Source organism: Spirosoma pulveris, from assembly GCF_054781875.1.
On sequence record NZ_BAAGTO010000001.1, the window covers coordinates 527,585 to 541,555 of the forward strand.

Annotated in this window: 9 protein-coding genes and 1 tRNA gene; 8 read left to right on the plus strand and 2 right to left on the minus strand. The window is 51.0% G+C overall.

Going from position 1 to position 13,971, the window contains the following annotated elements:
- Positions 1–101: 101 nt before the first annotated feature.
- From ACYVJM_RS02140 to ACYVJM_RS02150, 3 genes are all read left to right on the plus strand, one after another.
- Positions 102–980 (plus strand): alpha/beta fold hydrolase, encoded by an 879-nt coding sequence (locus tag ACYVJM_RS02140; RefSeq protein WP_461146556.1) that lies wholly within the window; start codon positions 102–104, stop codon positions 978–980.
- A 92-nt stretch (positions 981–1,072) separates the two neighbouring features.
- Entirely contained in the window at positions 1,073–2,392 is a 1,320-nt protein-coding gene (locus tag ACYVJM_RS02145) for an MFS transporter (protein WP_461146557.1), read from the plus strand.
- A 37-nt stretch (positions 2,393–2,429) separates the two neighbouring features.
- Positions 2,430–2,507, plus strand: a tRNA-Val gene (locus ACYVJM_RS02150).
- Between the two features lie 219 nt (positions 2,508–2,726).
- Here the strand turns inward: ACYVJM_RS02150 and ACYVJM_RS02155 are convergent.
- Positions 2,727–2,984 carry a hypothetical protein gene (locus ACYVJM_RS02155; RefSeq protein WP_461146558.1) on the minus strand — a complete coding sequence of 86 codons (258 nt, stop codon included), beginning with the start codon at positions 2,982–2,984 and terminating at the stop codon, positions 2,727–2,729.
- A gap of 206 nt (positions 2,985–3,190) precedes the next feature.
- Between ACYVJM_RS02155 and ACYVJM_RS02160 the strand changes: the two genes are divergently transcribed.
- The 5 genes from ACYVJM_RS02160 (at position 3,191) to ACYVJM_RS02180 (ending at position 12,964) form a co-directional block, all read left to right on the plus strand.
- A complete protein-coding gene (locus tag ACYVJM_RS02160) occupies positions 3,191–5,572 on the plus strand; it encodes an ATP-binding protein (RefSeq protein ID WP_461146559.1) in 2,382 nt (793 codons plus the stop codon).
- A gap of 164 nt (positions 5,573–5,736) precedes the next feature.
- Positions 5,737–7,539 carry a tetratricopeptide repeat-containing sensor histidine kinase gene (locus ACYVJM_RS02165; protein WP_461146560.1) on the plus strand — a complete coding sequence of 601 codons (1,803 nt, stop codon included), beginning with the start codon at positions 5,737–5,739 and terminating at the stop codon, positions 7,537–7,539.
- Between the two features lie 75 nt (positions 7,540–7,614).
- The gene (locus tag ACYVJM_RS02170) at positions 7,615–10,950 is read left to right on the plus strand and encodes a methylmalonyl-CoA mutase family protein (RefSeq protein WP_461146561.1); all 3,336 of its coding nucleotides are present in this window, start codon (positions 7,615–7,617) and stop codon (positions 10,948–10,950) included.
- A 282-nt stretch (positions 10,951–11,232) separates the two neighbouring features.
- On the plus strand, positions 11,233–11,496 hold the full coding sequence (locus tag ACYVJM_RS02175; protein WP_461146562.1) for a hypothetical protein: 264 nt from the start codon (positions 11,233–11,235) through the stop codon (positions 11,494–11,496).
- Between the two features lie 568 nt (positions 11,497–12,064).
- Entirely contained in the window at positions 12,065–12,964 is a 900-nt protein-coding gene (locus tag ACYVJM_RS02180; protein WP_461146563.1) for an oxygenase MpaB family protein, read from the plus strand.
- A gap of 6 nt (positions 12,965–12,970) precedes the next feature.
- On the opposite strand, the gene ACYVJM_RS02185 is transcribed toward ACYVJM_RS02180, so the two are convergent.
- Positions 12,971–13,930: a glycoside hydrolase family protein gene (locus tag ACYVJM_RS02185; protein WP_461146564.1), complete on the minus strand. Its 960-nt coding sequence runs from the start codon at positions 13,928–13,930 to the stop codon at positions 12,971–12,973.
- Positions 13,931–13,971 lie beyond the last annotated feature (41 nt).

Sequence of the window (13,971 nt, forward strand, 5' to 3'; positions counted from 1 at the left end):
TGGTGCAGTTGAGAAGTGGTGCAATGGTGTCGGCTCCGGGAACGCCAGCCCGGTCAGACCCAACACCACTGCACAATTTCACCGACTCCACCCACTCCACTATGAAATTTGAAACTGAGCCGGGCTTTTTTATTTATGCCGATGCCTGGGGTGAGCCGGCAAATCCGCCCGTTTTGCTGTTGCACGGGGGCGGCCAAACGCGGCATTCCTGGAGTGATACGGCAAGCGTGCTGGCAGAAGCAGGCTGGTACGCCGTGGCCCTCGATGCCCGTGGTCATGGTGACAGCGACTGGTCGGTGGAGGCCCACTACAGTATTGACTACCTGGCCAGCGACCTCCGAAAAATCTGTGCTACCTTCGACCAGAAACCTGCGCTTGTGGGCGCATCCATGGGTGGTATGACAGCCCTTGTTGCGGAAGGTGAACGAGATCCGGCCTACCCAGCCTCCATTTGCTCGGCCATTGTGCTGGTCGACATAGCCCCGCGTAGTGAGCAGAAAGGCATAGAACGCATTTTCGCTTTTATGAGTCGGAATCTGGACGGCTTTGTCAGCCTCGACGAAGCCGCCGAAGCAGTAGCCGCCTATCTGCCCAATAGACCGCGCCCCTCAGACACCAGTCGTCTGGAAAAGAACCTGCGTCTTCGGCAAGGGCCCGACGGCGGTATGCGTTACTATTGGCATTGGGACCCAAACATGCTGAACATCTGGCGAAACAGCACCGGTCCTGACAAACAGACGAGCAACGAAAATCGATTATACCAGGCCGCTCATTCGCTCACCGTACCAACGCTTATTGTTCGCGGGGGCATCAGTGATGTTGTAAGCGAAAAAGTTATGGCCGAATTTCTGGACGCGGTACCCCATGTGCAAAGTATCAGCGTTGCCGACGCCGGACATATGGTTGCAGGCGATTCGAATCACGCCTTTACCAACGCCGTTATTGATTTTTTAAGTGGCGTTAATGTGGTAAGTAAATAGTGTAGTAAACAAATAGTGTAGCAAGTGATGTAAGTTTGCCAGCCCTTAACCAATAACTTACTTCACCGGCTCCACTTACTTCACCATTTTTAATGAAAAACTCCCCCCGTACATTAACCGCCTGGACGTATTATGACTGGGCTAACTCGGTTCACTCCCTGGTGATTGTATCGAGTATCTTCCCGGTTTATTTCTCCGCCACAGCCCTCAACGATGCCGGTGGTCCGATCATTAACTTTTTGGGATTCTCCGTCAAGAACTCAGTCCTTTTTTCGTACACTATTTCGGCGGCTTTTCTATTTACCGCCCTGCTTTCCCCCATCTGCACGGCCATCGCCGATTACAGTGGCCACAAGAAAGCTTTTATGAAGTTCTTCTGCTATCTTGGGGCCATCAGTTGCAGTCTGCTTTACTTTTTTACGAAGGAAACGACCACAATTTCGGTAATCTGCTTCTGGCTAAGTCTCATTGGCTGGAGCGGCAGCATTGTCTTTTACAACTCTTACCTGCCCGATATCGCTACCGAAGACCAATACGACCGAGTGAGCGCCCGTGGCTTTTCGATGGGGTACATCGGTAGTGTGTTGCTCATGATCATCAACCTGGTCGTTATTCTGAAGCGGGAGTGGTTCGGTAACATCTCCGAAGGCTTAGCCTCCCGAATTGCCTTTCTGACCGTGGGTCTGTGGTGGTTCGGGTTCGCCCAAATCCCCTTTAGCCGACTGCCGGATGGCGAAAAAAAGAATACGGCTGAGGGTCAGGAAGGCAATTATCTGCTGAATGGCTTCAAGGAGCTGCGACAGGTGTGGGCAAGTTTGCAGCAACAACCGCTGGCTAAGCGATTCCTGGTTTCCTTTTTTGTCTACAACATGGCGGTGCAAACGGTCATGTATGTGGCTACCATTTTTGGAAGCGACGAACTAAAACTTCCGGGGCAGAGTCTGATCATTACCGTTCTTCTGATTCAGCTCGTGGCCATACCAGGCGCTTACGGTTTTTCGCGGCTTTCCGAATGGCTCGGCAATACGCATGCGCTGATGGTGGCCGTTGTTATCTGGATCGGTATCTGCGCCGGAGCGTACTATGTACAAACACAATCGCAGTTTTTTGTGCTGGCGGCTATCGTCGGTCTGGTTATGGGCGGTATTCAATCGCTCTCCCGATCCACTTACTCCAAACTTATCCCTGTCACAACCGACACCGCATCTTTTTTTAGCTTCTACGACGTGACCGAGAAGCTCTCTATCGTTTTGGGGACGCTCGTTTATGGCTTGATCGAACAAATTACGGGGAGTATGCGCAATTCGGTACTCGCTCTGTTACTGCTGTTTGTGATTGGTTTTATGCTTTTGTGGCGAATTCCTTCACAAAAAGTTTACCGCACCCATTTGCAGAACGCAGAAGTTTTGTAAGTTTGCAACCCGATCAACGAACATTGACCGGGCTCAAAGGAGGTTAGCTCAGTTGGTTCAGAGCGCTGCTTTGACAGAGCAGAGGTCAGCGGTTCGAGCCCGCTACTTCCTACCAGGACGTGTAGTCCGAAATTTAAAAACCGCGAAAACTGTCTGTTTTTGCGGTTTTTTTATGCCTATCTATACCTTCAGGAAAGGGGTTGAACATAGAATCTTCCGCTACAAGTCAAATCCGTCCGTTCAATACCCAGCATACGTTTTGATTGACAGGCATGACTAAAAAATGGAATGCCCCATAAAACTGCCGCTATGAATCGATCAAAAGCGCTAGTTTTCACATTAGTAACCGGATCAGGTTAGCGGCCTCACTAGGCCCGTCCAGTCTGGTCAAGCGGTTGTAAGCGTCCTTCCGACTCTCAACGGACGAATCATCGAAGCGTTTGTAGGTTGCCCAGTCGACATAGGCAGTGTTTTGATCCACATCGAGAATACCTCCTCCGCCAACGGCCATCCCGTCCAGTTCCGGTTTATAAACGACGGTTAGTGTGATCGCGGCTTCGCCTTTCGGGTAAAAAGTCCAGGAGAGTTTCATTTTTGCGCTTAAGATACTATAGCGTGGTCCCGCTACCGTTTAATTTATTAGTTAAAACTTACTTAGTCGACTAGCAGTTAATATAAGCAGGTATTTCTTTTACGTTTATCCTGTTACCAGTAGTTCATTTGAAACCCATTACAGCATACGATTTTCAACAGGCACAAGCGGATCATCTACGTTTAAATAATCAGTTAAAAGCTAGTTTGTCTAACGAAGCAGCTGATCAGCCCATTCACATCCTGTCTCAATACGCCTGCCCCCTTGGTCGATGGCTCTACAACCATGCCTTGATCGACCACGAAGAGATTGACGAGGTTCGCGAACTGGAGCAGGTTCACGCCTTCCTGCATACCAATAGCCGGGAGTTAGCCGGGGCGTTCAAAGCAGGGCAGATCGAAGAAGCCCGTCAGGGACTACCGGATTTTGAGAAAGCCACAGATCGGCTCGTTGACTTATTACGTATCCTTGACCGTAAACTGCATACCAAAAAACAGAAGAGTGTAGTACTGCCTGCACAGGAGATACTGCACGATCTTTTTATGCAGGCTCCTGCTATTCAATGCATCCTCACCGGCCCCACGCATATTTACACCTTTGTCAACTCAGCTTACGAAGAATTAATTGGCGGACGTAAGTTGCTGGGATTGCCCGTTCGGGAAGCGCTGCCGGAACTGGCTAATCAGAATTTTTTCGAGATACTGGATAGCGTTTATGCACACTCGAAACCCTTCGTGGGTAAGGAGATGTTGACTTTGCTGGATAATGGTCAGGGGTCGATCAGGCATGCTTACTTTGACTTTATTTATCAGCCCATTAAAAATGCCCTCGGGCAATCGGAAGGTATATTGGTTTCGGCTTATGAGGTCACGGAGCAGGTGTCTGCCCGAAAAAAAGTTGAAGAGAGTGAGACCCGTTTCCGCGCCATTATCGAAGAAGCGCCTGTTGCCACCTGTCTCTTTGTCGGGCCCGATATGCGGGTTGACGTTGTCAACGATTTAATGCTTCAGTACTGGGGCAAAGACCGTTCTGTACTGGGCAAACCACTTGCCGATAGTGTTCCCGAAATAGTGGGGCAACCCTTTCTGGATATTCTCGACAGCGTATTTAAAACCGGGAAAACCTACCAGGATAAAGCTGCCCGTGCTGAACTTAGACTGGACGGTGTTTTAGGCACCTACTATTTTGACTTTACCTATAAGCCCCTGTTAGATAAAGATGGGCAGGTATACGCTATTATCGATACCGCCGTTGATGTGACCAATCAGGTACTGGCACAACAACAGCAGCTACAGTTAGCGGCTATTGTCCAGAAAGTGCCCATTTGTGTGATAATTACCGAACTGGATGGCAGTTTTCGGTATGTAAATCCCTTTGGTAAACAGTTACTTGGCCTCACCCCGGACGAAGTAGAGACGAAGCACCTGAACGACTTTATTGTCGAGGAAGATATGAATATGCTGCTCAACGAAGCCGTACCCGCTTTACTGAGCAGTCATCATTGGGAAGGTAAACTTCTAATGCGCCATTTTCAAACCGGGGAGCTAATACCGGTCGATACAACCTCTCTTGCCCTGACCGATCCGGCTACGGGTCACCTGGACGCGTTGGTTGCCGTTAACCGCGACTTACGGCCCGAACTTCAGGCTCTGGAACAACAGAGGCAAATTATGCAGGAACTTCGGGCCAGCGAAGAACGCTATCGGCACTTATCTTCGGAACTGGAAGCACAGGTCAACCTACGCACCGCCGAACTGGCTGCTATAAACGAAGAGCTGGCCGTTACTAACGAAGAACTGGCATCGGCCAACGAAGAATTTGCCGCTACCAATGAAGAACTGGAAGAAGCAAACCAGCTTTTCAGTCGTTCCAACCAAAACCTCGAACGATTTGCGTATATAGCCAGTCACGATTTACAGGAACCCCTTCGTAAAGTCCAGCAATTTGGCGATCTATTAAGCGCTCAATATGGCGCTCAACTAGGTGAAGGGATCAACTACCTCGAACGCATGCAGGCAGCCGCATCGCGCATGTCGACCCTGATTCGGGACTTGCTCAGCTTCTCCCGCATTTCCACATGGCAAAACGTTACGGCGCTGGTTTCGCTGAACAACGCCATAGAAACCGTTCTCAGTGATCTGGAATTGCGTATTCAGGAGACCGGGGCCATTATCGAGGTAGCGCTCCTGCCCAACATTCAGGGGGATCGTTCCCAGTTGGAACAGCTTTTTCAGAATTTGCTCAGCAATGCCCTGAAATTCAGCAAACCGAATCAGGCCCCTCACATTCATGTCCACTACGACATCCTCACCGCAGGAAACTTGCCCGTACTGGTTAAACCTACCCGACAGGCGCGGGCATACTACCGGATACAGGTGTCGGATAATGGAATTGGTTTCGACGAAAAATACGCTGACCGGATATTTCAGATCTTTCAGCGGCTGCACGGCAAAAGTGAGTTTGCCGGAACAGGTATCGGTTTGGCTATCTGCGAGAAGGTAGTTGCCAACCACGGTGGAGCCATCATCGCCAACAGCCAGCCAGGTGAAGGGGCCACGTTCAGTATTTATTTTCCGATCCAGAACTAGGGGGCAGCGACCACATTACCGGATCAAAGGTAAGACAGTCGGGTACGGCAGCCCGATCGCTTTGGCCCTTCTTCGTCTGCCCGTCATAGCCGCACTTTGTGTGCAGGCGAAAATCGTGTACCTTGGGTAATCCTAGTCGATACTCTTTGTTAGCACACCGCCCTATGACTGTCCGCTCAACTTACACACTCCTGCTGATTGTATGTGCGTTGGCACAGGCAGGTGAATCCATCGCACAAGCTAACTGGCTTCCGGCATCTATGGAAAATGCCCCCGATTCTGCCAGGGTATGGGCACTTGGGCAGGTTGGCGATTCGCTGGTCAGCGGTGGACAGCTCAAAAATGCACGTCAGGCCTATCAGCAGGCGCTTCAGCTAGCCCAGCGGCTGGGCAACCCCGCATCGATCGGCCTGGCCTATCGGGGGGTGGGGTACTGGTACGAACACGTGAGCGACTACACTCAGGCCATAGCGTACTACCAGCGGGCCTTGAGTGCGTTCAAAAAAACGAATGACGTCCGCAATATTGCCAGCACTCTGTATTTCATAAGTTTTAGTTATGATCGGCTCCATGATGATAAACAGGCCTTTCACTACGCAGAACTAGGAATGAAACTGGCCAAACAGGCCGGGATCAACGAAGTGTTGGTGCAGTTTTATGAACAAATGGCTCATCTCCTGAGTCACCGAAAAGACGAAAAGCAGGCGGACGCCTACATGCAAAAAGCATTGGCCTACTATAAACAAAAGGGTGATTCGTTAACCTACTATACAGCTTTGTTCAATTCGGCACTGATGGACAAAAACTGGCAGCTATATACCCGCGCCGAGGACAAATTCCGCCAGGCCGAACGGTTTGCCACCAGGGAGAAGGATGGGTATTTTCTTGGGTTTATCTGGGCCAGTATGCCCTACGCACTCATTCCGCAGAACAAACTGGATGAAGCTGAAAAATACTGTAAGCAAGCACTAAAATGGGTTCAGGAAACGGGTACAAATAAGTACAGCGTACTCGCCGACATCAATGACCACCTGAGCCATATTGCGGAAAGAAAGGGCAATTACCAACAGGCCTTGGCTTACTATAAACAACAGGTAATTAACCGGGACAGCATCGTCAATGAAACAAAAAACCGCCAGTTGGCCGAACTGGAAACCCGGTACCAAACGCAGCAGAAAGAGGCCGAGATCAATCAGCTCCTGAAGACCAATGCCTTGCAGGAACGCCAGATCTGGACAGGTATTGCCGGGCTGATAGTACTTACGCTATTACTCGGAACACTTTTTTGGCTTTACAGGCGTGTGCAGCACAGCCGTTTAAAGATCCAGCAGCAGTCCGACCAGATGGCACTGCTAATGAAGGAGTTACACCACCGCGTGAAAAATAATCTGGCCATTGTGTCCAGCCTGCTGAAGCTCCAGTCCAATCGGCTCAGCGACGAAAAGGCGGTGCAAGCCGTTCGGGAGGGGCAGCAGCGGGTCGAAGCTATGGCTATGATTCACCAGCGATTGTACCAGACAGAACAGGTAACGACGGTGGATATGCGGGAATACCTGACCGACCTCTCGGCCAGCCTGATGCGGGCGTATGGACACCAGGCCGACGAATTTGATTTGCTGTTGACGGTCGAGCAACCCAAACTTGATGTAGACGTTGCCATGCCCCTGGGTCTTATCGTTAATGAATTAGCCACGAATGCCTTCAAGTATGCCTACCAAAGTCAGCATAGGCCCTTTCTTCGCATTGCGCTACTGAATCAGGCGTCGGAATCGGGCATTACGCTGGAGGTGCAGGATAATGGACCGGGCATCGATGTAGCCGCCTGGCAACTGACATCGGCTCCATCGTCGTTCGGTAAACGGCTGATCGCTTCCCTCAGCGAACAACTGGAAGGTGAGTTTAAATTTCATCGACAGGATGGCACCCTGTTTCGCCTGTTTGTGCCCGAGGTTCGTCTCCAGGCCTGATGCCTACCCCATTTCGCCAGAGTAAGCGACGCAACTTCCCCGCTTTTTTCGTTGACCTTTTGTATTCCTTTACCTATGATAACTGCTAAAAAACCAGAACCTGCTCACGCAAAGCCCCAAGCATTTACTCATAAAATCCGCATTGTCACTTCGGCCTCGTTATTCGATGGCCACGACGCAGCTATTAACCTGATGCGTCGGCTGATGCAGGCATCCGGGGCTGAGGTTATTCACCTGGGTCACAACCGTTCTGTGGCCGAGATTGTGGATTGCGCCATTCAGGAAGATGTTCAGGGCATTGCCGTGACCAGTTACCAGGGCGGCCACCTGGAATTTTTTAAATACATGTACGACCTGCTCAACGAACGCGGGGCTGGTCATATTAAACTCTTTGGCGGTGGAGGTGGCACGATTCTCCCCTCCGAAATTGACGAACTTCATGCCTATGGAATCGCCCGTATCTACTCACCGGACGATGGCCGGGCCATGGGATTGCAGGGGATGATTGATGATTTATTGACGCAATGTGACTTTGATACCCCCACCCCAACTCAAAACGATACGCCCACCCAAACAGATGCTCAGCAAATTGCCCGGCTGATTAGCCAGGCCGAAAATCACCCGGATCACTTCCTCAAACAGCGGCTCCTTCCCGACTCTACCCGGTATGCTCCCGTATTGGGCATCACCGGCACGGGCGGAGCGGGAAAATCCTCCCTCGTCGATGAACTGGTGCTTCGTTTTTTACGCACCTATCCTGACCGGACCCTAGCCATCATTTCCGTCGATCCGTCCAAACGCAAATCGGGGGGGGCATTGCTCGGCGACCGGATTCGGATGAACGCCATCCACTCCCCTCGCGTGTACATGCGATCGCTGGCCACCCGCCAGTCCAATCTGGCGCTGAGCCGCCATGTTCAGGATGCAATCGACGTATGTAGGACAGCTCAATTCGACCTGATCATCGTGGAAACATCGGGTATTGGGCAGTCCGATACGGAAATCACGGAACATGCCGATAAAACGCTGTATGTGATGACGGCCGAATATGGAGCAGCCACGCAGTTGGAAAAAATCGACATGCTTGACTTCGCAGACGTCATTGCCATTAACAAATTCGACAAACGCGGCTCACTCGATGCCCTGCGCGATGTTCGGAAGCAATACCGGCGAAACCACAATAGCTGGGACATTCCGGATGATGACCTTCCAATTCTGGGTACGATTGCCTCGCAGTTCAACGATGCGGGCATGAACCGGCTTTTCGACCGGCTGATGCGGCTGTTGGGTATGCAACAGCCACCCGCGGAAACGGTCAATCTACACAATACCATCCACCCTACGCCTAAGGCGATTATCCCCACCGATCGGGTTCGCTACCTGGCCGAAATTGTGGAAGAAAGCCGACGTTATGCCGATTTCGTGAACGAACAAACGACGCTGGCCCGACAGCTTTATCAGTTATCAGGTGCTATCGGGCTGCTACCCGACGGCGCCGGGAAAGAAGAACTTCAGCGTTTGTTTGCCGAGCGGGAAGGACGTCTCGATCCAGACTGCCGCCAACTCCTGCAGCAGTGGCCTGCCATGCAGAAACGGTATACGAACGAGTTCTACGAATTCACCGTGCGGGATAAAGTAATTCGTCAGCCGCTTTATACCGAGACGCTTTCTCACCTGAAAATACCCAAGGTCAGTCTGCCCAAATACAGTGATTCAGGGGATGTGCTGCGCTGGCTTTTAACCGAAAATGTGCCGGGCGAATTTCCGTTTACGGCGGGCGTATTCCCCCTGAAGCGGGAAGGCGAAGACCCTACCCGGATGTTTGCCGGCGAGGGTGGCCCGGAACGCACCAACCGGCGGTTTCACTACGTATCGAAAGGCTTACCGGCAAAACGACTCTCCACTGCCTTCGACTCCGTCACCCTCTACGGCGAAGATCCGGCCATGCGACCCGACATTTTCGGCAAAATCGGTAACTCAGGTGTGAGCATCTGTACCCTGGACGACGCCAAGAAACTCTACTCCGGCTTCGACCTCTGCAACCCATCCACATCAGTGTCGATGACCATTAACGGACCTGCCCCTATCCTGCTGGGCTTTTTCCTGAACGCGGCCATCGATCAGCAGTGCGAAAAATGGTTACGGGCCGAAGGGAGGTCCTATACCCGCAAAGCCACTGACCCCATCTACCAGGGAGAACTTCCGGAGGGAAATGACGGGCTGGGCCTGCTGCTTCTTGGCACTACCGGCGATCAGGTGTTGCCGCCTGAGGTGTATGAACAACTCAAAGCCGACACCCTCCGAAAGGTTCGCGGGACGGTTCAGGCCGATATTCTGAAGGAAGATCAGGCCCAGAATACCTGTATATTCTCGACTGAATTCGCGCTGAAGATGATGGGCGATATTCAGCAGTATTTCACGGATAACCGGGTACAGAATTTTTATTCCGTTTCCATATCGGGCTATCATATTGCCGAAGCCGGGGCCAATCCCATTTCGCAGCTGGCCTTCACACTTTCCAATGGGTTCACGTTTGTTGAGTACTACTTGAGCCGGGGGATGCACATCGATGCTTTTGCACCCAACCTATCGTTCTTTTTCTCGAATGGCATGGATCCGGAATACACTGTATTAGGCCGGGTTGCCCGACGAATTTGGGCTAAGGCCATGCGGCATAAATACAAGGGGAACGACCGTTCTCAGAAACTGAAATACCACATTCAAACGTCGGGGCGGAGTTTGCACGCGCAGGAAATTGCCTTTAACGACATTCGCACTACCTTACAGGCGCTGCTGGCCATATACGACAACTGTAACTCTCTGCATACCAACGCTTATGATGAAGCTATTACTACCCCTACCGAAGAATCAGTTCGGCGGGCAATGGCGATTCAGTTGATTATAAACCGGGAATTTGGCCTGACGACAAACGAAAATCCTTTGCAGGGAGCGTTTATCGTCGACGAGTTGACGGAGCTGGTCGAAGAAGCCGTTTATCAGGAATTTCTGGCCATCAACGAACGGGGTGGCGTATTAGGCGCCATGGAGCGGATGTACCAGCGCATTAAGATTCAGGAAGAGTCGATGTATTACGAGACGCTGAAACACAATGGCGACCTGCCGATAGTCGGCGTCAATACCTTCCTCGACCCGGCGGGCTCGCCTACTGTTGTACCTGCCGAAGTCATTCGCTCCACCGATGATGAAAAGCGGTATGCTGTCGACTCCTGCCGGGCTTTTCAGGAACACCATCGGGCTAAAGCCGGGCAGGCACTGCGTGAGCTGCAAACCGCTGCCCTGACTAACGGGAATATTTTTGAGAGCCTGATGGAAGCCACAAAGGTGTGTTCGCTGGGGCAGCTAACCAATGCACTCTATTCGGTAGGCGGAAAGTACCGTCGAAATATGTAAGCAATTTACCATCCTGACTTCCGACAATGACGAACTGATTCGCATCAACCCTCTCTATGTTTACTACTTTTTATATTTTCATTAAAATTCGATTTAATTCTTTATAATTCTGCACTGTAAGTAACTTAAGGCTACCCCATAAAGGCGGTTAAAACGTGCTTATTTCCTTAAAAAGGGCTTGCCGGAGGGCTAGATGATTTACCTCACCGAATCCGCTGACATTCATCAGTGGCCAAGCTGACAAACCACTATACTTTTGAATGAACGTAACGATTAACCTTCATGCTATTATTATTCACAACCCAGGACCAAAACGCCAGCCAACGCAATTTTTCATGGTGGTTTGCCACTATCGAAACGGCTTTAGACGCACTTAGCAGTATTGCATCGCGAGGGGATCAGCTTATGAAAGCAGAGATCATTGACGAAGATCACCGGATTTCCTTACCTGTTGAAGCCTTTGATGGCAGATTCTTATCACCTGTAATCAATGAGCTTGAATCTGAGTGGCAGTATCTGCTAAATGAACCTGTCAGACGCCGGTAGTACCTGATTAGAATGAGGTTAATAATACGCCAATCAAGCATGGACTGATACCCACCGTTTACTTTACTTCACCTCCCGTAACGAAACTGATTAAAAATACCTGGTACCGTAACTTGTAAATACCTGCCGTAACTTGTACATAAACCGTAACTGTTAACTAGTGCCGTAACGCGTAAATACACTGTAATCTGTAAATACTACCGTAACAAAAAACCATGAAAGGCTGAAAAGTCCGGGATTGGGTTATCAAAGGCCCAATCCTGATTAGAGTGATTTCGACTACCGTACCATACCGTTGCTATTACTTATAGTATTTATCCATAGTAGTTATTCAAAAATTCGCTTTAAAACCCGTCTTGAGGGCTAGAAGAGAAACAAGAGTCAGCAGACAGGTACTAAAGTCTCTCCCGAATGGCACGTTAGCCATTCGGGAGAGTTCGTTTACAGTCATCCTGTTTTAGTCTGACCAAACCGCCCAGTAGAAACAGTCATCAACGTCTGTTTTGCTGTTCATTTCTATGCGAACTTTGTAAAGGGTGGTTGCACATAGAAACCCATATCCTTCCTCATGAATACTAACTATGCCAAACGACTCGTCCTGTTGCGCAATCCGGCCGTACAACGGGAACTGGCGCGTCTCGATCCTGTTCGCGACAACCAGCGCATGGTGCATTTACTGACGGCCTATGAATTCCCTTTCGACATTACCCGGTCGCTGGAACTGGCCCTGTTCCACACCTATGCCAGCCCGCGCATATCGGGTTTACTGGCCCGCACCGGCGAATTTGAACGACATGGTCAAAAGCGGTACGACGATACCAGTCGGCTGATTTCTGAGTTTCTGGAGTCGGGCTACGACAGCGAAAAGGGTATGCGGGCCATCACCCACATGAACCACATCCATAATTACTACAAAATCGACAATGCCGATTATCTGTTTGTGCTGGCTACGTTTGTCTTTTACCCCATTGACTGGATACGCCGGTACGGATGGCGGCAACTGACGACAGCCGAAGAACAGGCATTTTTTTATTTCTTCCGGGAGGTGGGCCGACGCATGAACCTGCACGACCTGCCGGATACCATGGCTGATTTTCGGGAAGCTACGGCTGCGTATGAGAAGAGGCACTTTCGGTTTACCGAGAGCAACCGCAAGATTGCGGATGCCACCGTTCGAATTGTTCAGGGCTGGTTTCCCCGCTTTCTGCATCCGGTGGTGCAGCCCGCTTTCTCGGCGCTCATCAGCGATCAACTTCGAACCGCATTCGGGTACCCGAAACCGCCGGGCTGGTTTCTGGGCCTGACATCAGCCGCCTTATGGCTTCGTAAATGGCCTCTTCGCTGGATTACGTTCAAGCCTTACCCTGCCCTCATTGAGAATACAAGCTTCCGCAATTATCCGGATGGACCACCCGCTATCGAAGCTGTTGGCCCGGAAAATATAGTTCGGGAGCTTCGGAAAAACTGATAAGCATCAGTCAGTTTTTCGGGCGGTACGCACCGGCAGAAAGACGTTAACGGCCGGATGCATGGTAAACAGCCGAAATCCAGAACCGTCATTGACCAGAATCCCACTCGACCGATTACCGCCCACAATCGGGTTACCGCAGTATTTTGTCCAGTGAATCAGGTCTTTCGACACCGCTACGTTCGTGGACCACTCGCGCCAATCAGCAAAAGCCGAAGCGTGATAATAGGCATAATAGGCTCCTTTGTAGCGAATAACCTGATTCATGGCCACCGCATGGCGATCGTAATCGGCCGGTCCTTTTGTGAGTACCGGCTCATCCTGCACATTTGTCCAGACGGTTAGGTCTTTGGAAGTTGCGAGCCAGACAGCGGCATCCTTTCGTTCGTAAAAAAGGTACCAGGTACCTTTTTCCTGCCAAATGGTGGGAGTACCGTATGGCCCTGCACTCAGCGGCTGGTGGTTGGTGTAGCGGATGTCAATCGGGCCGCGTTCCAGCCAGTGGATTCGGTCGGTGGACGTAAGCAGGTGTGCCACATCATTCTGCCCTTCCGCAAACATGTAATAGGTAGTACCATATTTCACCACCGACATATCTTCTACCCAGGAGGAAGCATGGATTGGATTCCCCTTGTAACGAGTCCAGGTGAGTCCATCCGGCGAGGTGGCATACCCCAGGGAGCGGGTTTGATTGGTCCCCTCCCGGTAACCCGTATACCACAGGTGGTACAGTCCATCTTCGTACAGAATGTACCCGCGCTCACGAATTTTCTGATCCCAGGTATCGGCACCGGTACCGGTAAAAACCGGGTTGGCCGGGCTTGCCGAGAAGGTAGTCAACTCAGCGGGGAAAGCCGGTGCCGCCGGGTTGTTCAACGGATCGACCGACACAAATGACAAACCAGCCGCCACAAGAACCAAGGCTGGCAGGATAAGATAGCTGGCGATTCTGCCTGGGTTATGCATATGTTTTACGGACAGCAAAGCCTGTCGATAATTTGTCAACG